This is a genomic window from Mycobacterium sp. 1245801.1 (genome assembly GCF_001673055.1).
GTDB lineage: Bacteria > Actinomycetota > Actinomycetes > Mycobacteriales > Mycobacteriaceae > Mycobacterium > Mycobacterium europaeum_A.
Genome location: NZ_LZKY01000295.1, coordinates 1 through 19,204 on the forward strand (window position 1 = coordinate 1; position 19,204 = coordinate 19,204).

Consider the following 19,204-nt stretch of genomic DNA (forward strand, 5'->3'; position numbering starts at 1 on the left):
CGTTTTCGGTGTGGCGCGGCACACCGGCCCCGGTACGCGGCGCGCTGGTGGCCCGCCTCGGCGAGCTGCTGACCGCGCACCGCGGCGAGCTGGCCACCCTGGTGACCCTCGAGGTCGGCAAGATCGCCTCCGAGGCCGCCGGCGAGGTGCAGGAGATGATCGACATCTGCCAGTTCGCGGTCAGCAGCTCGCCGAGGCGGGCCACCAGCGCGCCGCGTACCGGGGCCGGTGTGCCGCGCCACACCGAAAACGCCTGGGCCGCTTCGCTGATCGTCCGCTCGGCCCGCTCGGGTGTGGTGGGCGCGATGGTGAACAACACCTCGCCGGTGATCGGGGTGCTGGCCGGCATCCCGTGGCCGTCCGGCTCGCCGAGCGCGACGTCGGCGCCCATCGCGCGCAGGGCCTCACGCGCCCGGGCGCGCAGTTGGTCAGCGGTCGGCAGATTCATCAGAGTGCCTCCTGGGAGAGCGCTTCGTAGAGGGCATACGGGTCGTAGATCTCGCGGCCGATGGCCCCGGCCAGCCAGGCGGCGTCGTAGCCGGAATCGTCGGGGGCGGCACCGTTTTCAAAGCCCGCGTCGGCATCCAGGTTCGACCGGAAGATGCCCGCCGCCGACGCGGGCAGGAAGTCCTCGTAGACGATCGGCGCCGACGGGTCGCCGCCGCGGTAATAGGCCAGCCCGTCGGCGGCCATCTCCGCGTCGGTGCCCGGGAAGTACTGCGCCCACACCGCAGCCGGGTCGGCAGCGCCCATCGCGGCGTCGTAGCGTCGCCGGCCCTTCGGCGTCAGCGCGACGCCGCGCGCCTCCACTTCGCCGAAGCGCACCCGCAGCGTCCCGGTGCTGATGCGGCCGTCGTCGCGGAAGCGGCGGGGTTCGGCCAGGGCGCGAAACGAGGTCTGGCGCAACAGCACCGCGGGGCCGTCGGTGCGGGGCGGGCCCTGGATCGCGTCGATCATGGTGATGCCGCGCCGGGTCATCCGCCGGTACAACTCGTCGATGTCGAGCACCCGCGGCGTGAGGTGGTTGATGTGGGTGGTGCCGACGCCGGCGATGTCGGCGGCCACGCCCGAGACCCGGGCGAGTTCGTCGTACCAGGACCGCTCGATCGGTTCGTCGGACAACGCGAACGCCGCCACGGCCGCCGCGACGAACCCCGGCGCCTGGTCGGCGTCGCAGCCGCCCGCGGCGGCGATGACCCGCGCTTGGGCCAGCAGCGCGGGGTCGAACAGCCGGCGCCGGGCCACGAAGGCGTCGACGCGGCGGCGCAGGTCGCCGTCGAAGTAGCGCGCGTCGCGGGTGGCCAGCGTCGAGGTGAACACCCGGAAGGGGTTGCGGGACAGCTCTTCTGGGTCGACCGGCCGGAAGGCGGTCGACACCACCGGGACCGGGGACGCGGCGCGCCGCAGGTCGTAGTAGCCGACCGGCAGCATGCCGAACGCGGCGAAAAGGTCGGCGACGGCGACCAGTTCGGCCGGACCGCCCACCCGGATGGCGCCGTGCCGCTCGGCGGTGACCCGCCGCAGCGAGCCGAAGCGTTCGGCATCGGCATGGCCCGCCGCGTAATCGGCGTTGACCTGCTCGCTGACCTCGACCAGGGTGCCGTATGCCGGCACCTCGGCGGCGTACATCGCCGACAGGCCCGCGGCGAACCGCTCCCGGAGCTGCCAGGCTGCCAGCCATTTCGGGCGGGTCACGGCGGCGCGGTCCTGCGATAGTCTCCGGCCATGAGTGAGACGCTCGACGAGGTCGACCGGATTCTGGTGCGCGAGTTGGTCGCCGACGGCCGCGCGACGCTGGCGGAGCTGGCCGCCAGCGCCCGGTTGTCGGTCTCGGCGGTGCAGTCGCGGGTGCGCAGGCTCGAGGCGCGGGGGGTGATCTCGGGATACTCGGCGCGCATCGACCCGGAGGCGGTCGGGCACCTGCTGTCGGCGTTCGTGGCCATCACTCCCTTGGATCCCTCTCAACCCGATGATGCGCCCGCCCGCCTCGAACACATCGAGGAGATCGAATCGTGTCACTCGGTGGCCGGCGAGGAGAGCTACGTCCTGCTGGTGCGTGTCGAGTCCGCCCGGGCGCTGGAAGACCTGCTGCAGCGGATCCGGACCACCGCGAACGTCAGGACGCGAAGCACCATCATATTGAATACTTTTTACACCGATAGGCAACGAATACCATAAAATATACGGCGCATCCCTCATGATTCCGTAAAAATCGGCTACCATGAGCGCCATGACCGCCACCCTGGACCGCTTCACTGGCCGGCGCACCGAGCCCGAACGGGTGCACGAGGTGCTGGCGCGCAGCATTCAGGTGGATGGCTTCGACTTCGTGCTCGACCTGGCCCGCTCCGCGGGCTCCTACCTGTACGACGCCCGCGACGGGCGGCGCTACCTGGACATGTTCACGTTCTTCGCGTCGTCGGCGCTGGGCATGAACCACCCCGCGCTGGCCGGCGACGAACAGTTTCGCGCCGAGCTGACCCAGGCCGCGCTGAACAAGCCGAGCAACTCCGACGTGTACTCGGTCGCGATGGCCGGTTTCGTGCAGACCTTCGCCCGGGTGCTGGGCGATCCGGCCCTGCCGCACCTGTTCTTCGTCGACGGCGGCGCGCTGGCGGTGGAGAACGCGCTCAAGGTGGCGTTCGACTGGAAGAGCCGGCTCAACGAAGCCCGCGGGATCGATCCCGGGCTGGGCACCCGGGTGCTGCACCTGCGCGGCGCCTTCCACGGTCGCAGCGGATACACGCTGTCGCTGACCAACACCAAGCCGGCAACGGTCGCCCGCTTCCCCAAGTTCGACTGGCCGCGCATCGATGCCCCGTTCCTCCGGCCCGGCCTGGACGGGGCGGCCATGGCGGCGCTCGAAGCCGAGTCGCTGCGCCAGGCCCGGGCGGCCTTCGAAGCACACCCGCACGACATCGCATGCTTCGTGGCCGAGCCCATCCAGGGCGAGGGCGGCGACCGTCACTTCCGGCCCGAGTTCTTCGCGGCCATGCGCGAGCTGTGCGACTCCCACGACGCCCTGCTGATCTTCGACGAGGTGCAGACCGGCTGCGGCCTGACCGGAACGCCGTGGGCCTACCAGCAATTGGGCGTGCCGCCCGACGTGCTGGCGTTCGGGAAGAAGACCCAGGTGTGCGGGATCATGGCGGGCCGCCGGGTTCACGAGGTCGCCGAAAACGTCTTCGCGGTCCCGTCGCGGCTGAACTCGACATGGGGCGGCAACCTGGCCGACATGGTGCGCGCCCGCCGCATCCTGGAGGTGATCGAGGCCGACGACCTGTTCACCCACGCCGCCGAGCACGGCGCCCACCTGCGCGACCGCCTCGACGAGCTCGCCGAGGAATTTCCCGGCGTCGTGCTCGACCCCCGGGGGCGCGGCCTGATGTGCGCGTTCAGCCTGCCCAGCGCCGCCGACCGCGACGAATTGATCCGCCTGTTGTGGCGGCGCGCGGTGATCGTGCTGCCCTCGGGCGACGACGGTGTCCGGTTCCGTCCGGCGCTGACCGTCTCGCGCGCGGAGATCGACGCCGCGATCCGCGCCATCCGCGCCGCGCTGCGGACCCTGAATTAGCGAGTTGACCTCACGCCGAGCCGGTTTACCCCGGTTTGCCGCGGGGTATTTGAACCCCTGCGCCTTCCGCTGCTACCAGCGCGCGACTGCTGCCCAGAAGCTAGCGCGGTAACCAATGCGACGCGGCGAACGAATAAAAGATAAGCGTGAGGCCCCGAAGGGGAGGTGACAACGATGCAGAAAGCGGATGCGCGATCGGGTGGTGATCGCCTGGGACAGGAGGACGGCGAGGTGCTGGCCGCCGTCCGGTTCACCGTGCTGGCCACGCTCGCTGCCGTCGGCTTCCTATTGATCGCGGCGGTGTGGGTGAGTACCTGCCCGGGGGTGAATGTGGACACCGTGGCATGCGGTCCGCCCCAGCGCACCCTGCTGGCGTTCGGAGGCCCGCTCATCGCCCTGGTCGCCGGGGTCTGGGCGTTCGTGCGCACCTATCGGGTGTGGAAGGCCGAGGGGACCTGGTGGGGTTGGCACGGCGCGGGCTGGTTCTTGCTGACGGCGATGGCGCTGATGGTCGCCATGGGTGTCGCTCCGATCGCAGGGCCGGTACTGGCTCTTTAGGTTTGTTCTCCCGCGCTCTAACGTTGATGGTGCGGTGAGGAGCAGCTATGGGAGACACCTACCATGACCCCGTCGACCATCTGAGGACCACGCGACCGCTCGCCGGCGAGTCGCTGATCGACGTCTTGCACTGGCCTGGCTACCTCTTAGTCGTCGCGGGCGTGATCGGGGCTTGCGGCAGTCTGGCGGCCTTCGGCAGCGGACATCACCACGAGGGCATGACCGCGGGCGTCGTCGCGGTCATCGCCACGGTGCTGGGGCTGGCCTGGCTGGCGGTGGAGCACCGCAGGATTCGCCGGATCGCCGATCGCTGGTACACCGAACATCCCGAGGTGCACCGGCAGTGGCCGGCCAGCTAGGGCCGCCGATCCGGCACCGACTCGGCCGGCTTTTTCGGCGGTGACCTGCCCGGACGCCGCGCTGTGTGAAATATCGCATGAAAGCCGAATCGGCGGTTACGGCCGCGGACTTGTGGGTATCAGGTCTGCACCATGATGAGTGCCGGAACGGTTGCGTTTGCGTGGTCACCCCATCATGGGGGACAACATCACGAACACACCGACATAGATGCCCACTGCGACCAGGAGCAAGACGACCAGCGTGACCCCGGCGATCACCGCGACGCGCGTGTACCGGCGCGTCGCGTCTGTGTCTGTCGTGTCAGGCCCACGCACATCGGGCCGAATACCCGGCGGCGATCATGACTAACCGGCTCGAGCGCGAGGTCCACGGTGGGCTGCGAAGCAGTAGTAGTGTCAGTCAAACATTGCCGGGAGACCATATGAACGATGCTGGATTGCACGCTAACAAGCGTCCGCGCGGCCACCGCGCCGTCGAGCTCCACGTTGCTGCGCGACTGGAGAACCTCGCGATGCTGCGCACCCTGGTCGGTGCCATCGGCACCTTCGAGGACCTGGATTTCGACGCGGTGGCGGACCTGCGGCTCGCGGTCGACGAAGTGTGCACCCGGTTGATTCGTTCGGCCACTCCCGACGCGACCCTGATCGTCGTGGTCGACCCGCAAGACGACCAATTGGTGGTGGAAGCCTCCGCGGCATGTGACACCCACGACGTGGTGGCGCCCGGCAGCTTCAGTTGGCACGTGCTGACGTCGTTGGCCGACGACGTCCAGACTTTCCATGACGGTCGCGAACCCAATGAAACCGGCAGTGTTTTCGGCATCACGCTGACGGCGCGACGGGCGGCCTCCAGCAGGTGACAGCGCGAGCTGCCGGCGGTTCGGTTTCACGTCCGAACGAATACGCCGATGTTCCGGACATGTTCCGTGAGTTGGCCAACATCACGCCCGACTCCATGGAATTCCAACGTCAACGGGACAAGATCGTCGAGCGCTGCCTGCCGCTGGCCGACCACATCGCGCGCCGCTTCGAGGGTCGCGGCGAACCGCGCGACGACCTGGTCCAGGTGGCGCGCGTCGGATTGGTCAACGCCGTCGTCCGCTTCGACGTCGAGGCCGGGTCGGACTTCGTGTCCTTCGCGGTGCCGACGATCATGGGCGAGGTCCGCCGCCACTTCCGCGACAACAGCTGGTCGGTCAAGGTCCCGCGGCGGCTCAAGGAACTGCACCTGCGCCTGGGCACCGCCACCGCCGACCTGTCGCAGCGGCTGGGCCGGGCGCCGACGGCGACCGAACTCGCCGCCGAGCTCGAAATGGACCGCGAAGAGGTGGTCGAGGGCCTGGTGGCCGGCAGCTCCTACAACACGTTGTCGATCGACAGCGGCGGCGGCAGCGAGGAAGAGGAAGCCCGCGCCATCGCGGACACCCTGGGTGACGTCGACACCGGGCTGGACCGCATCGAGGACCAGGAATCGCTACGACCCCTGCTCGAGGCGCTGCCCGAGCGGGAGCGAACGGTGTTGGTGCTGCGGTTCTTCGAGTCGATGACACAGACCCAGATCGCCGAGCGGGTCGGCATCTCCCAGATGCACGTGTCGCGCCTGCTGGCGAAGTCGCTAACGCGGCTCCGGGACCAGTTGCAGTAGCGCCCGGGGCTCTTCGTCGTCGTCGTCAACGCGGAGCGGCTCCAGCAGCGGCTCGGCCCGCGGCGTCGTCACCGGCAGCGTGGCGTCGGGGTCGCAGACCCGCAACAACCTCGCCACCGCCGGGCTGGGTGCCATGGCCCAGGACACCTGGGCGGCCGAGCACGCCACGTTGATCCGGTGCAGGGCGGAAAAGCCCGCCGTGCCAATGAATTTCAGGCCGCGTAGGTCGAGGATCACCCGCCGCGAACGATTGGTGCTCTGCCGCACGTAGGCGGCGAGTTGATCGGCGTTGGCCGCATCGAGCTCACCATCGACCGTGATCAGGGTGCCCGTCGGGCCCCAGCGCGCGGTGAATTGTGCTGTGCGGCTTTGTTGCCAGGATTGGGCCACAGACATTGTTGACTCCATATCCCCTGCGGGGATTTGTTATGTCGATACGTAAGCCGCGCGAAGGAAATTCGCCAGATGAAGGGAATTCCGCCTACCCACGTCACAAACGTATCCCGGGCGGCTGTGAACTCAACCTTGCCCGCAACCCTACTCGCGGTAGCCAGGGCCTACAACGTGTCTGGGAAATCTCTCAGGGAGCGTTATTTGATCTCGGCGAGCACGGTGCCCTGGGTGATGGCGGCGCCGGGCTCGACCGCAAGTCCGGTGATGACACCGTCCTTGTGCGCGGTGACCGGGTTCTCCATCTTCATCGCCTCGAGCACCACGACCAGATCGCCCGCGGCGACCTCCTGGCCCTCCTCGACCGCGACCTTGACCACGGTGCCCTGCATGGGCGCGGTCACCGCGTCGCCGGAGGCGGCCGCACCCGCGTGCGCCCCGCGCTTGCGCGGCTTGGGCTTCTTGCGGATGACTCCGGCCGGATCGGCGGCGCCGCCGTTCGACAGCGCCAGGTCGCCGGGCAGCGATACCTCGAGCCGGCGGCCGCCGACCTCCACGACCACCTTTTGGCGCGGCCGGGCGTCCTCTTCGTCGAGAGGCTCGCCGCCGGTGAACGGTTCGATGGTGTTGTTCCACTCGGTCTCGATCCAGCGGGTGTGCACCGAGAAGCTTTCGCCGTCACCGATGAACGCCGGGTCGGACACCACGGCCCGGTGGAACGGGATAACCGTGGCCAGACCCTCGACGTGGAATTCGTCCAGCGCGCGCCGCGAGCGGGCGAGCGCCTCCTCGCGGGTGGCGCCGTACACGATCAACTTGGACAGCATCGAGTCGAACTGGCCGCCGATGACCGAACCGGCCTCCACACCCGAGTCCAGCCGCACGCCGGGTCCGGTCGGGATGTCGTAGCGGGTGACCGGGCCGGGCGCGGGCAGGAAGCCGCGTCCGGCGTCCTCGCCGTTGATCCGGAACTCGATGGCGTGCCCGCGCGGCGTCGGGTCCTCGGTGAGGTCCAGCTTCTCGCCGTTGGCGATCTTGAACTGCTGCAGCACCAGGTCGATGCCGGCGGTCTCCTCGGTGACCGGGTGCTCGACCTGCAGGCGGGTGTTGACCTCCAGGAAGGAGATCAGGCCGTCCTGGCCGACCAGGTACTCGACGGTGCCGGCGCCGTAGTAGTGCGCCTCCTTGCAGATCCGCTTCGCCGACTCGTGGATCTCCTTGCGCTGCGCGTCGGTCAGGAACGGCGCGGGGGCCTCCTCCACCAGCTTCTGGAACCGGCGTTGCAGCGAGCAGTCGCGGGTGCCGGCGACGATGACGTTGCCGTGCTGGTCGGCGATCACCTGGGCCTCCACGTGGCGCGGCTTGTCCAGGTAGCGCTCGACGAAGCACTCGCCGCGGCCGAACGCGGCGACGGCCTCGCGGGTGGCCGACTCGAACAGCTCGGGGATCTCTTCGATGGTGCGGGCCACCTTCATGCCGCGGCCGCCGCCGCCGAACGCCGCCTTGATGGCGATCGGCACGCCGTACTCCTTGGCGAAGGCCACCACCTCGTCGGCGTCCTTGACCGGGTCGGGGGTGCCGGGCACCAGCGGCGCCTGCGCGCGGGCGGCGATGTGGCGGGCGGTGACCTTGTCACCGAGGTCGCGGATGGACTGCGGGCTGGGCCCGATCCAGATCAGGTTCGCGTCTAGCACCGCCTGGGCGAAATCGGCGTTCTCCGAGAGGAACCCGTAGCCGGGGTGGACGGCGTTGGCGCCCGACTTGGCCGCCGCGTCGAGGAGCTTGCCGATGTCCAGGTAGGACTCGGCCGACGTCTGACCACCCAACGCGAACGCCTCGTCGGCCAGACGCACGTGCGGCGCGTCGGCGTCGGGCTCGGCGTACACCGCCACGCTGGACAGGCCCGCATCGCGGGCCGCGCGGATCACCCGGACAGCGATTTCGCCGCGGTTGGCGACGAGCACTTTGGAGATCCTCGAGCTGGCGTGACTAGCCACAGCGCCTCCTGTTTGGCATAACCGCAGACGTATTTCTGCGGGCTTCTCTAAGAGAATTTCTTACAACGAGTTCTCGGGAAGTCTAAGCGCCGCGCCGTTGGGCCCGACGAGGCGGCCCACCTTTTTTCAGGACGACTCGCGCAGCCTGCGCTTGATGCGGGCCAACATCGCCGACAACCCGCGCAAACGCAGCGGGCTGATCAGAGCGGCCAGGCCCAGGTCGGCGTAAAAATCCTCGGGCACCGCCAAAATCGCGGCGGCGGGCTGCTCGTCCAGACCGGTGGCCAGAATCGACGCGAACCCACGGGTGGTGGGCGATTCGGCGGGCGCGCTGAAGTGCAGCCGCACCCGGTCGGGGTCGCTGGCGTCGACATGCAAAAACAGCGGCGTCTGGCACTCGGGCACCGGCTCCATGGCCGCCTCTTGCAGGTCGGGCGGCAGCGCCGGCAGCTCGTTGGCGAATTCCAGCAGCAGCGCCAGCTTGTCCTGGCCCTCGACTTCGGCGAAGTCGGACACCACCTCGGCCAGGGGAGCGGGCATGGTCATCGCGGCGCCGCCATCAGACCGGAACGGTGCCCGGCTCTTCACCCGCCACGATCGGCGTGCGCACGGTGTTGCCCCACTCGGTCCACGATCCGTCGTAGTTGCGCACCCCGGGCTTGCCCAGCAGATGGGTCAGCACGAACCAGGTGTGGCTGGACCGCTCGCCGATGCGGCAGTACACGACGGTCTTGTCGTCCGGCTCGATGAACCCGTACAGCTCCTCGAGTTCCTCGCGGCTGCGGAAGCGGCCGCTCTCGTCGACGGCCTTGGCCCACGGGATCGACCGCGCGGTGGGGATGTGGCCGCCGCGCAGCACGCCTTCCTCCGGGTACTCGGGCATGTGCGTGCGCTTGCCGGTGTACTCGTCCGGCGAGCGCACGTCGATCAGCGGCTGGCTGCCGAGAATGCCCAGCACGTCGTCCTTGAAGGCGCGGATGGGCCCGTCGTTGCGGGTCACGACGGGATAGCCGCTGGAGGTCTTGGTGGGGACGTCCAGCGTGGTCTCCCGGCGTTCGGCCAGCCACAGGTCGCGGCCGCCGTTGAGCAGCCGCACGTCCGGGTGGCCGAACAGCGTGAACACCCACAGCGCGTAGGCGGCCCACCAGTTGCTCTTGTCGCCGTAGATCACCACGGTGTCGTCGCGGGCGATGCCCTTGCGGTCCATCAACTCCGCGAACCGCGCGCCGTCGATGTAGTCGCGGACCCGTGGGTCGTTGAGGTCGGTGTGCCAGTCGATCTTCACCGCGCCGGGGATATGGCCGACGTCGTAGAGCAGCACGTCCTCGTCGGATTCGACGATCGCCAGGCCGGGGGTGCCTTGGTTGGCGGACAGCCAGTCGGCGGTGACCAGGCGCTCGGGGTGGGCGTAGGCCGACAATGTCGGGCTTGGATCGGGGGGTAATGCCACACTGCCGAGCCTACCGCCAGCTCCCAAACGGCCAGCAGGTCAGTGCTTGCGGACCACCCGCTCGGGCACGCCGGGATTCCAGATGGTGACATCCAGGTGGCCGTCTCGGACCTCGACCGCCGATGCCCCGGTGACATCGGCGCCGAGCAGGTCGAATCGCTGGTCGCGCAGGTCCAATCCGGTTTCGGAGAACAGCGCCTCGGCGAAGCGCCGGTGCACCGCGCCGTAGGGAACGACGCGGGCCAGCCCCCACAACTTCGCGTCCCCGTCGGTCACCTCGGTGTCGACGGTCGCGGTGTGCAGACAAAACCTCGGGTCGCGCGCCAGATCGAGGAACTTGGTGGTGGCCGGCATTCCCGGCAGCCACAACTCGTCCTCGAAGATCCGCGGCTCCATCGGGCTGATCCGGGGGAAGCCGTCGGAGCGCAGGGTGGCCAGCATGCACAGGTTGCCGCTGGCTCGATGGCGACGGGTGAAGATGCCGGCGATGCGCGGGGCTTGGGCGGTGAACTCGCTCCACGTGGTCATGGCTTGACCCTAGGGTTCGGGCCCGACATGTACTTCGGCGCCGAAGGCGGAGCGGGCCTGCGGATTTAGCGGCTCGGCGCTGCCGTCCACAGCGCGGACACCGACAGCCCGACCCGCTCCAGCAGCGACCGCAGTAGCGGCAGGCTGACGCCGATCACGTTCGAGGGGTCGCCGTCGATGCCGTCGACGAACCAGCCGCCCAGGCCGTCCAGGGTGAACCCGCCCGCCACGTGACGCGGTTCCCCGTCCGCGACGTAGGCCCGCAGGTCCGCCTCCGACGGGGTGGCGAAATGAACTGTGGTGCAACGCGATTCGACTTCGCGGTGGGTGATGGCGCCGTCGCGCAGCCGCAGCAGGCAGTGCCCGGTGTGCAGCTCGCCGGAGCGGCCCGCCATCAGGCGCCACTGGCTCGCGGCGGCCTCGGCCGTCCCGGGCTTGCCGCACAGCCGGTCGTCGATCGACAGCATCGAATCACAGCCCACCACAACGCAATCGGCCGCGACATCACCGTCCAGCCCGCCGGCCACCCGCTGGGCCTTGGCTTCGGCCAGGGCGCACACCACGTCACCGGGCGACGCGGTCGGGCCCAGCGCGGCGGCGACGGCATCCTCGTCGACGCCGGAGACCACGACCAGCGGGTCGACGCCGGCCTGGCGCAGCACCTTGAGCCGGCCGGTCGAGGCCGACGCCAGCACCAGGCGGGTCAATGCCTCATGTGGGTCATCTGCTGGAACGTGAGCCGCTGATAGTTCGTCATCGCGAACCGCAGCCGGTCGACCGGCAGGCCCCAACGGGTCCGCTCGGGCTGTTCGGGCTCCGGCGCGCCACCGGCGCAACCCAGGACCGCGACCAGGGCGGCCACCTCCTCGGCGGTGGGCTCACCCCGCAGGATCTGGATGTGCGGCTCGTGCGGTGCCGCGTGGGCTTCCGCGTCGGCCGGCACGTCGGTCTGCACGTTGTCGGTCGTCTCGCTCACAGTGGTATGTTCCCGTGCTTCTTGGGGGGCAGGTGGGAGATCTTGCGTTCCAGCAGGCGCAGCGCGGTGCCGATGTAGCCGCGGGTGTGCGACGGCGGGATCACCGCGTCGACGTAGCCACGCTCGGCGGCGACGTACGGGTTGACCAGGGTGTCCTCGTACTCCTGCTGCAGCTGCAGGCGCAGCGCGTCGACGTCCTTGCCCTCCTTGGCCGCCTCGGAAAGCTGCTTACGGTAGACGAACCCGACCGCACCCGAGGCGCCCATCACGGCGATCTGCGCCGACGGCCAGGCCAGGTTGACGTCGCAGCCCATGTCCTTGGAGCCCATCACGCAGTAGGCGCCGCCGTAGGCCTTGCGGGTGATGACGGTGATCTTGGGGACCGTGGCCTCGCCGTAGGCGAACAGCAGCTTGGCGCCGCGGCGGATGATGCCGTTGTACTCCTGGCCGGTGCCCGGCAGGAAGCCCGGGACGTCCACCAGCATGATGATCGGGATGTTGAAGCAGTCGCAGGTCCGCACGAACCGGGCGGCCTTCTCCGACGCGTTGATGTCCAGGCACCCGGCGAACTGCGTCGGCTGGTTGGCCACGATCCCGACCGGCCGGCCTTCGACGCGGCCGAATCCGACGATGATGTTCTGCGCGTAGCCGCCCTGGACCTCCAGGAACTCGTCGTCGTCGAGGATCCGGGTGATCACCTCGTGCATGTCGTAGGGCTGGTTGGGGGAGTCCGGGATCAGCGTGTCCAGCTCGAGGTCCTCCTCGGTGAGGTTGTCCTCGATGGCGCCCGGCGGGTGCGGCTCGGCGTAGCGGGGCGCGTCGGTGGCGTTGTTGGGCGGCAGGTAGCCCAGCAGATCGCGGACCCAGTCGAAGGCGTCCTGCTCGCCGGAGGCGACGTAGTGCAGCGTGCCCGACTTGGCCATGTGGGTGTGGGCACCGCCCAGCTCCTCCATGGTGACGTCCTCACCGGTCACGGTCTTGATGACGTCGGGCCCGGTGATGAACATCTGGCTGGTCTGGTCGACCATCACGACGAAGTCGGTCAGCGCGGGGGAATAGACGTGCCCACCCGCGGCGGCGCCCATGATCAGCGAGATCTGCGGGATGACGCCCGACGCCAGGATGTTGTTGCGGAAGATCTTGCTGTACAGGCCCAGGGAGACGACGCCCTCCTGGATCCGCGCGCCGGCGCCGTCGTTGATGCCGATCAGCGGGCGGCCGGTCTTGATCGCCAGCTCCTGGATCTTGACGATCTTCTCGCCGTACACCTCGCCGAGGCTGCCGCCGAACACCGTGGCGTCCTGGCTGAAGATGCACACGTCGCGGCCGTCGATGGTGCCGTAGCCGGTGATCACGCCGTCGCCCAGCGGCCGGTTGTTCTCCAGGCCGAAGTTCTTGCTGCGGTGCCGCGCCAGCGCGTCGAGCTCCACGAACGAATCCTCGTCGAGCAGGGCGAGAATGCGCTCGCGGGCGGTCAGCTTGCCCTTGGCGTGCACCTTCTCGACGGCCTCTTCGCCCACCGGGTGCAGCGACTCTTCGCGGCGCTTGTGCAGCTCGGCGAGCTTGCCCGCGGTGGTGTGGATGTCGATGGTGTGTTCGGCAGCGGGTTCCGCAGTGTGGTCGGTAACGCTCGTCATGGCAGCGATGTTATCGGCAGCCCTGTCGGTCTCCCTTAAGCAGCCCTTAAGTAGTCGACGGCGATTCGCGAATATAAACAGCCGTTGAGTTTTAGTCCGCCGGGCCATAGGGTGCAGGAGTGGCTTCCGACGACTCCCGGGACGAGATGCTGTTCATGCCGTCTCATCCGCTGCAACCGGGTGATAGGTACGGCGTGCTGAGCGGGTTCGATCCCGGCACCCGCACCCTGCCGGCCGGCTTTCGGCTCGCGCCGGCATTCCGGGAGTTGCCGGTCGACATCGTGCTGGACAAGGACGTGGCGGTCACCATGCGCGACGGCGTCACCACGTACGTCGACATCCTGCGACCGCCGGGCGACGAGAAGGTGCCGGTGATCGTGGCGTGGAGCCCGTACGGCAAGGGGGAGGGCAGCGCCCCGGCGGCGATGGGGGTGTTCGGGCTGGTCGGCCTGGCCAACGACATCGTGTCGGGGTTGCACAAGTTCGAAGGCCCCGACCCGGCTTACTGGTGTGCGCAGGGCTACGCGATCTGCAATCCGGATGTTCGCGGGGTCTCCGACTGCGACGGCGACAGCGTCCTGTGGGATCGCCAGGAGGGCCGGGACTGCTACGACCTGATCGAGTGGCTGGCCGTCCAGGACTGGTGCACCGGCAAGGTCGCGATGAGCGGCACCTCCTACCTCGCGGTCGCCCAGTGGTTCGCCGCTGCCGAGCAGCCGCCGCACCTGGCGGCGATCAACCCCTGGGAAGGCGTCAGCGACGTCTACCGCGACCTGGTGATGCGCGGCGGCATGCCCGACACCGGGTTCGCCCGGCAGCTCCGGGACAACAGCTACTGGGGTAAGGGCCGCAAGGAGGACATCCTCGCCGAGGCCGAGCGCTACCCGCTGCTCAGCGACCTGTGGCGCAACAAGATCCCGCGCGTCGAGCGGGTCACCGTGCCGGCGTACGTCGTGGCCAGTTACTCCAACTCGTTGCACACGGCGGGGACGTTCCGCGCCTGGCGTCGCCTCGGGTCGTCACAGAAGTGGCTGCGCATCCACAACAGCCAGGAATGGCCGGACTACTACGACGAAACGAACAGGGAGGATCTGCGGCGGTTCTTCGACCACTTTCTGAAGGGCGCCGACAACGGCTGGGAGCAGACTCCGCGCGTGCGTTACGCGCTGCTCGACCTCGAGGGGGACGACCAGGTCGGTGTGCCCGCGCAGCAGTTCCCCCCGCCGGGGGTCACCTACACGAAGTACTACCTGGACGGCGCGTCGCGAACGCTGCGCACCGAGATCCCTGCCGCGGCGTCGACCGCGGCCTACCCGGCGGGTTCCGCCGCACAGGCCGACCCGAATTTCGTCTCGTTTCTGGTCCGTTTCGACGGGCGGACCACGCTGGTCGGCTACCCGAAGGCGCGGCTGTGGGTGGAGGCGACCGACGCCGACGACATGGACCTGTTCGTCTTCGTCCAGAAGCTGGACCGCTACGGCACGCCGCTGCAGCAGTTCACCGTGCCCAATCAGAGCGCGCGAGTCCACGACCTCACCGAACGGGGCGCGTCGATCCTGCGGTATAAGGGCTCCGACGGCCGCTTGCGGGTGTCGATGCGCCATCGCGACGAGGCTGCGTCGACCGATGAGGTTCCCGTGCATAGCTTCGACCGGGTGCAGAAGCTGACTCCGGGCGAGGTGGTCGAGGTCGAAATCGAGCTGCTGCCAATCGGTCTCGTGTTCTACCCCGGCGAGCAGCTGCGGCTGATCATCAGCGCGCGGAACCTGTTCGGCACCTGGATGCCGGGACTGCGCGAATACGCGCCGCGCAACAGCGGGCAGCACGTCGTCCACACCGGGGGATCGCGCGGCTCGTATCTGCAGTTGCCGGTTCACCCGACGCCATGACCACCAAGCCCGTCGCCGCCGGGCGCCGCGGGCGCCGGCCGGGGGCGAACACCACCCGGCAGGCCATCCTGGACGCGGCTCGCGCCAGGTTCGCCGCCGACGGCTATGCCGCCACGACGATCAGGCGGGTCGCCGCCGACGCCGGGGTCGACGCGTCGCTGGTGATGCAGTTCTTCCGGTCGAAGGACGAGCTGTTCGGCGCGGTCATGTCGATCACGCCGGAAGCATTGGCGCGCTTGGGATCCGCGTTCGAAGGTCCCGACGAGCACCTCGGCGAGCGAGTGGTGCGCGCATTTTTCGATGTGTGGGAGGGCGACCCGCGGGACTCGGAGCCGTTGCTGGCGATGTTGCGTGGAGCCGTGGCGGAAGGTGCGGCAAAAACCGGGGCCAACGAGCAGCTCCGCGAGTTCATCCAGGCCCGGCTGCTCGACGGCATCCGCTCGCGACCGGGCGATCCCGACGACGCGGCGCTGCGCGCCGGTCTGGCGGCGTCGATGTTGGTCGGTATCGTCGTCGGACGACGAATCGTGGGAGTTCGGATCCTCACGGAAGCGGACAGCGACACGTTGATCGCGCGGCTGGCGCCGGCGATCCAAACCGTATTGACGGCGGCGCAGGAGTAGCGATGGTCGACTGGGCGGCCGAATGTGACGTGCTGGTCGCGGGTTCCGGCGGTGGCGGCGTGACCGGTGCCTACACCGCGGCGCGCGAGGGCCTCGACGTGCTGCTGGTCGAGGCGACGTCGAAATTCGGTGGCACCACCGCATATTCGGGTGGGGGCGGCGTGTGGTTCCCGTGCAATCCCGTGCTGCTGCGCGCGGGTACCGACGACACCATCGAGGACGCGCTCACCTATTACCGCGCGGTGGTCGGTGACCGTACGCCGCGCGAGCTGCAGGAAACGTATGTGCGCGGCGGCGCCCGGCTGATCGAATACCTGGAAGCCGACCCGAACCTGAAGTTCGTGCCGCTGCCCTGGCCCGACTATTACGGCAAGGCGCCGAAGGCGCGCCTGGACGGCCAGCGCCACATCGCTGCCAAGCCGCTGGCGGTGGCCGCCGCCCCCGAGTTCCGCGAGGCGATCCGCGGGCCGCTGGACACCGACCGGCTCGGCGCCGAACCCCCGTCGGACTACTACGTCGGGGGCCGCGCCCTGATCGCGCGGTTCCTCAAGGCCATCGGCCAGTACCCGACGGCGTCGCTGCGCCGCGACGCCGCGCTGGTGGAGCTGGTGGTGACCGACGGCCGCGTCACGGGCGCCATCGTCGAGACCGCCGGCGAGCGCCGCGCGATCCGGGCCCGCCGGGGGGTGCTGCTGGCCGCCGGGGGCTTCGAGGCCAACGAGGAGCTGCGCCGCCGGTACGGGGTGCCGGGAACGTCGCGAGACACCATGGGCGGCCCGGGAAGCCGCGGCCTGGCGCTGCAGGCCGGCATCGCGGCGGGGGCCGACACCGACCTGCTCGACCAGGCCTGGTGGTCGCCGGGCATGACCCATCCCGACGGCCGGTCCGCCTTCGCGCTGTGGTTCACCGGCGGCATCTTCGTCAACCAGGACGGCGAGCGATTCGTCAACGAGTCCCGGGCCTACGACCGGGCCGGCCGCGAGATCATCGCCCAACTGGCCGACGGGTCGATCACGTTGCCCTACTGGATGATCTATGACGATAAGGAGGGTGAAGTGCCGCCGGTCAAGGCGGCCAACGTCTCCATCGTCGAGACCGAGCGCTACGTCGCGGCGGGCCTGTGGCACACCGCGGACACCCTCACCGAGCTCGCCGCGAAGATCGGCGTGCCGGGCGAGCGGCTGGTGGCGACGGTCGCGCGGTTCAACGGTTTTGCCGCCGCCGGTGTCGACGAGGACTTCGGCCGCGGCGACGAGGCCTTCGACCGCGCCTTCTCGGCGGGCGCGTCGCCGCTGGTGCCCATCGACTCCCCGCCGTATCACGCCGCCGCCTTCGGCATCTCCGATCTGGGCACCAAGGGCGGTCTGCGCACCGACACCGCGGCGCGGGTGCTCGACGCGGAAGGCACGCCGATCCCCGGCCTGTACGCGGCGGGTAACACCATGGCCGCGCCCAGCGGCACGGCGTATCCGGGCGGCGGCAACCCGATCGGAACCAGCATGCTGTTCAGCCATTTGGCCGTGCTGGACATGCGCGACCGTCGGCCCTGAGTTCTAGGCTGGGTGCGGTGACGGAACGAGATCGCCTTCGAGCACCGCTGGACGAGGGCGCGTTGCGCGCCGAGTTGATCGGCACCGGGCTGGGCTGGCGCAAGCTCGAGGTCGTCGAGCAGACCGGCTCCACCAACGCCGACCTGCTGGCGCGCGCCGCGGCGGGCGACGACGTCGCCGGCGCCGTGCTGATCGCCGAGCACCAGACCGCCGGGCGCGGCCGGCACGGCCGCGGCTGGTCGGCCACGCCGCGGGCCCAGATCACCATGTCGGTCGGGGTCAGCGTGGTCGACGTCCCGACCACCGGATGGGGCTGGCTGCCGCTGGCCACCGGGGTGGCGGTGGTCGACACCGTGACGCCGCTGCTGGCGGGCACCGGGGCGCAGGCCGGTCTCAAGTGGCCCAACGATGTGCTGGCCGGCCCGCCGGATTCGCCGGGCAAGCTGGCCGGAATTCTGGCCGAGGTGGCCAAGCCCGTCGTGGTAATCGGCTTGGGGCTCAACGTGACTCAGTCCGCCGAGGAGATCGACGGGCCCGGCGCCCCCATGCTCAGGTCGTTGCTGGACCTGGGGGTCGCCGCGCCGGACCGCACCGGGCTGGTGTCGGCCCTGCTGCGCGAACTGGGGCGGCGGATCGTGGGCTGGCGCGCCGCGCGGGGGGCCGACTGGGCCCTGGCCGCCGATTACCGGGCTCGCAGCCTGACCCTCGGCAACCGGGTGCGCGCGCACCTGCCCGGCGGCAAACAGGTCGACGGGACCGCCACCGCCATCGACGACCAGGGCCGGCTGTGCCTGGAAAGCGGCGAGCAGACCGTCGTCGTCGCGGCCGGTGACGTGGTGCATTTGCGCTAATGGCGATCGCAAGCGCGGCGCGCAGCTAATGTCTGCGGGCATGGGCTACCCGGATAACGTTCTGGCCGCCGGCGAACACGTCATCGTGCACCGCCACCCGCACTGGAAGCGGCTGATCTGGCCGGTGCTGGTGCTCATCGGGGTGACCGGACTGGCCGCGTTCGGCTCGGGGTACCTCAACTCGACGCACTTCGAGCAGCTCGCCAAGAACATCATCTACGGCGTCATCTGGGGCGTCTGGCTGGTGATCGTGGGCTGGCTGACGCTGTGGCCGTTTCTGAGTTGGCTGACCACTCACTTCGTGGTGACCAACCGGCGGGTGATGTTTCGGCACGGGGTGGCCACCCGCACCGGGATCGACATCCCGCTGGCGCGGATCAACAGCGTGGAATTCCGCGACCGCATCACCGAGCGGATGTTCCGCACCGGGACGCTGATCATCGAATCGGCGTCACAAGATCCGTTGGAGTTCTACGACATTCCGCGGCTGCGCGAGGTACACGCGCTGCTGTATCACGAAGTCTTCGACACCCTGGGTTCCGAGGAATCGCCCAGCTGACCGAGCCGGCCTGCCCGGTTGCGCCAGGCGCGCAGCAGCGTGACGTTGTCCTTTTCGATCTCGTCCTCGAAGATCTCGGCGATGCCGCCGGCGGTCAGCGCGGATTCCAGCGCCTTCTCCGGGTCGCGCGCGAACTGGTCGGGGAACACCCAGCGCCTGAACGCCCAGAACCGGAACGCCATCTGCAGCAGGTTGCCGATGATGTAGGCCGAGATGAAGTCGGCGACGTTTTCCACCGCCAGCGACACCATGGGCTCGCGTAGCTGCAACACGTAGCTGGAGAACCACAGCGGCGCCATGGACAGCAGCACCCCCACGCCGCTGAACGCGAAGAACAGCAGCGCCTCGTGGTGGCGCTCGCGGCCGCCGCGGTTGCGGAAGCTCCATTCCCGGTTCAGCACGTAGGACGCGATCACCGCGACAATGCCGGCGATCACCTTTGCGGTCACCGGTTTGGGCTCCAGAATTGTCAGCTTCAGCGTGTAGAAAATCGCCGAGTCGATGACAAATGTGGTTCCGCCGACGATGGCGAATTTGATCAGTTCGTGGTGGCCCCGGAGAACTTCGGCCAGGTCGGCTACGACGAGGGCAATGCCGAACAGTACGTCTGGTCGGTCC

21 protein-coding genes and 2 pseudogenes are annotated in these 19,204 nt (G+C 69.2%); 12 read left to right on the plus strand and 11 right to left on the minus strand.

Annotated elements, in window-relative coordinates:
* Nucleotides 1-47: 47 nt before the first annotated feature.
* Nucleotides 48-149, plus strand: a pseudogene (locus tag A5622_RS30835) (hypothetical protein); the annotation flags it as partial.
* A gap of 23 nt (nucleotides 150-172) precedes the next feature.
* Here the strand turns inward: A5622_RS30835 and A5622_RS28475 are convergent.
* Both A5622_RS28475 and A5622_RS18945 read right to left on the minus strand, forming a co-directional pair.
* Nucleotides 173-448 (minus strand): annotated as a pseudogene (locus A5622_RS28475) (aldehyde dehydrogenase family protein); the annotation flags it as partial.
* Nucleotides 448-1,695 carry a VOC family protein gene (locus A5622_RS18945; protein WP_066880540.1) on the minus strand — a complete coding sequence of 416 codons (1,248 nt, stop codon included), beginning with the start codon at nucleotides 1,693-1,695 and terminating at the stop codon, nucleotides 448-450. The gene A5622_RS18945 and the pseudogene A5622_RS28475, both read right to left, overlap by 1 nt.
* A 30-nt stretch (nucleotides 1,696-1,725) precedes the next feature.
* On the opposite strand from A5622_RS18945, the gene A5622_RS18950 reads away from it, so the two are divergent.
* The 6 genes from A5622_RS18950 to A5622_RS18975 all read left to right on the plus strand — a co-directional run bounded on the left by A5622_RS18950 (nucleotide 1,726) and on the right by A5622_RS18975 (nucleotide 6,136).
* Entirely contained in the window at nucleotides 1,726-2,178 is a 453-nt protein-coding gene (locus tag A5622_RS18950) for an Lrp/AsnC family transcriptional regulator (protein WP_066880542.1), read from the plus strand.
* A 52-nt stretch (nucleotides 2,179-2,230) separates the two neighbouring features.
* Complete coding sequence (lat, locus tag A5622_RS18955) at nucleotides 2,231-3,574, plus strand: L-lysine 6-transaminase (RefSeq protein ID WP_066880558.1); 1,344 nt, start codon at nucleotides 2,231-2,233, stop codon at nucleotides 3,572-3,574.
* A 174-nt stretch (nucleotides 3,575-3,748) separates the two neighbouring features.
* Nucleotides 3,749-4,132, plus strand: coding sequence for a hypothetical protein (locus tag A5622_RS18960; RefSeq protein ID WP_066868551.1), 384 nt, complete (start codon nucleotides 3,749-3,751; stop codon nucleotides 4,130-4,132).
* 47 nt (nucleotides 4,133-4,179) lie between these two features.
* On the plus strand, nucleotides 4,180-4,491 hold the full coding sequence (usfY, locus tag A5622_RS18965) for a protein UsfY (protein ID WP_066868549.1): 312 nt from the start codon (nucleotides 4,180-4,182) through the stop codon (nucleotides 4,489-4,491).
* A gap of 422 nt (nucleotides 4,492-4,913) precedes the next feature.
* A complete protein-coding gene (locus A5622_RS18970; RefSeq protein WP_007773234.1) occupies nucleotides 4,914-5,351 on the plus strand; it encodes an ATP-binding protein in 438 nt (145 codons plus the stop codon).
* Nucleotides 5,348-6,136 carry an RNA polymerase sigma factor SigF gene (locus tag A5622_RS18975; RefSeq protein ID WP_066868547.1) on the plus strand — a complete coding sequence of 263 codons (789 nt, stop codon included), beginning with the start codon at nucleotides 5,348-5,350 and terminating at the stop codon, nucleotides 6,134-6,136. Before A5622_RS18970 ends, A5622_RS18975 begins: the two co-directional genes overlap by 4 nt.
* Here A5622_RS18975 and A5622_RS18980 read toward each other — a convergent pair.
* The 8 genes from A5622_RS18980 to A5622_RS19015 all read right to left on the minus strand — a co-directional run bounded on the left by A5622_RS18980 (nucleotide 6,107) and on the right by A5622_RS19015 (nucleotide 13,114).
* Entirely contained in the window at nucleotides 6,107-6,544 is a 438-nt protein-coding gene (locus A5622_RS18980; protein WP_066880544.1) for an STAS domain-containing protein, read from the minus strand. The genes A5622_RS18975 and A5622_RS18980 overlap by 30 nt on opposite strands.
* 182 nt (nucleotides 6,545-6,726) lie before the next feature.
* Nucleotides 6,727-8,523, minus strand: coding sequence for an acetyl/propionyl/methylcrotonyl-CoA carboxylase subunit alpha (locus A5622_RS18985; RefSeq protein ID WP_066868542.1), 1,797 nt, complete (start codon nucleotides 8,521-8,523; stop codon nucleotides 6,727-6,729).
* Between the two features lie 126 nt (nucleotides 8,524-8,649).
* Nucleotides 8,650-9,069, minus strand: coding sequence for a SufE family protein (locus tag A5622_RS18990; protein WP_066880546.1), 420 nt, complete (start codon nucleotides 9,067-9,069; stop codon nucleotides 8,650-8,652).
* 13 nt (nucleotides 9,070-9,082) lie between these two features.
* Nucleotides 9,083-9,973, minus strand: coding sequence for a sulfurtransferase (locus tag A5622_RS18995; protein WP_066880548.1), 891 nt, complete (start codon nucleotides 9,971-9,973; stop codon nucleotides 9,083-9,085).
* A 39-nt stretch (nucleotides 9,974-10,012) separates the two neighbouring features.
* Nucleotides 10,013-10,501, minus strand: coding sequence for a pyridoxamine 5'-phosphate oxidase family protein (locus tag A5622_RS19000; RefSeq protein ID WP_066868537.1), 489 nt, complete (start codon nucleotides 10,499-10,501; stop codon nucleotides 10,013-10,015).
* Between the two features lie 65 nt (nucleotides 10,502-10,566).
* Nucleotides 10,567-11,208, minus strand: a complete 642-nt coding sequence (locus A5622_RS19005; protein WP_066868535.1) for a nucleoside triphosphate pyrophosphatase — start codon at nucleotides 11,206-11,208, stop codon at nucleotides 10,567-10,569.
* A complete protein-coding gene (locus A5622_RS19010; protein WP_369806899.1) occupies nucleotides 11,205-11,477 on the minus strand; it encodes an acyl-CoA carboxylase subunit epsilon in 273 nt (90 codons plus the stop codon). Before A5622_RS19010 ends, A5622_RS19005 begins: the two co-directional genes overlap by 4 nt.
* Nucleotides 11,474-13,114: an acyl-CoA carboxylase subunit beta gene (locus tag A5622_RS19015; RefSeq protein ID WP_066868533.1), complete on the minus strand. Its 1,641-nt coding sequence runs from the start codon at nucleotides 13,112-13,114 to the stop codon at nucleotides 11,474-11,476. Before A5622_RS19015 ends, A5622_RS19010 begins: the two co-directional genes overlap by 4 nt.
* Nucleotides 13,115-13,233: 119 nt before the next feature.
* On the opposite strand from A5622_RS19015, the gene A5622_RS19020 reads away from it, so the two are divergent.
* From A5622_RS19020 to A5622_RS19040, 5 genes are read left to right on the plus strand one after another with little or no spacing between them, the layout of a single operon-like run.
* Complete coding sequence (locus A5622_RS19020) at nucleotides 13,234-15,003, plus strand: CocE/NonD family hydrolase (protein ID WP_197505093.1); 1,770 nt, start codon at nucleotides 13,234-13,236, stop codon at nucleotides 15,001-15,003.
* On the plus strand, nucleotides 15,000-15,626 hold the full coding sequence (locus tag A5622_RS19025) for a TetR/AcrR family transcriptional regulator (protein WP_066880550.1): 627 nt from the start codon (nucleotides 15,000-15,002) through the stop codon (nucleotides 15,624-15,626). Before A5622_RS19020 ends, A5622_RS19025 begins: the two co-directional genes overlap by 4 nt.
* Before the next feature lie 2 nt (nucleotides 15,627-15,628).
* A complete protein-coding gene (locus A5622_RS19030; protein WP_066880552.1) occupies nucleotides 15,629-17,176 on the plus strand; it encodes an FAD-binding protein in 1,548 nt (515 codons plus the stop codon).
* A gap of 17 nt (nucleotides 17,177-17,193) precedes the next feature.
* Nucleotides 17,194-18,027, plus strand: a complete 834-nt coding sequence (locus A5622_RS19035; protein WP_066880554.1) for a biotin--[acetyl-CoA-carboxylase] ligase — start codon at nucleotides 17,194-17,196, stop codon at nucleotides 18,025-18,027.
* A 40-nt stretch (nucleotides 18,028-18,067) separates the two neighbouring features.
* Nucleotides 18,068-18,586 (plus strand): PH domain-containing protein, encoded by a 519-nt coding sequence (locus A5622_RS19040; RefSeq protein WP_066880556.1) that lies wholly within the window; start codon nucleotides 18,068-18,070, stop codon nucleotides 18,584-18,586.
* Here A5622_RS19040 and A5622_RS19045 read toward each other — a convergent pair.
* A complete protein-coding gene (locus A5622_RS19045) occupies nucleotides 18,541-19,188 on the minus strand; it encodes a GtrA family protein (RefSeq protein WP_066880562.1) in 648 nt (215 codons plus the stop codon). The genes A5622_RS19040 and A5622_RS19045 overlap by 46 nt on opposite strands.
* Nucleotides 19,189-19,204 lie beyond the last annotated feature (16 nt).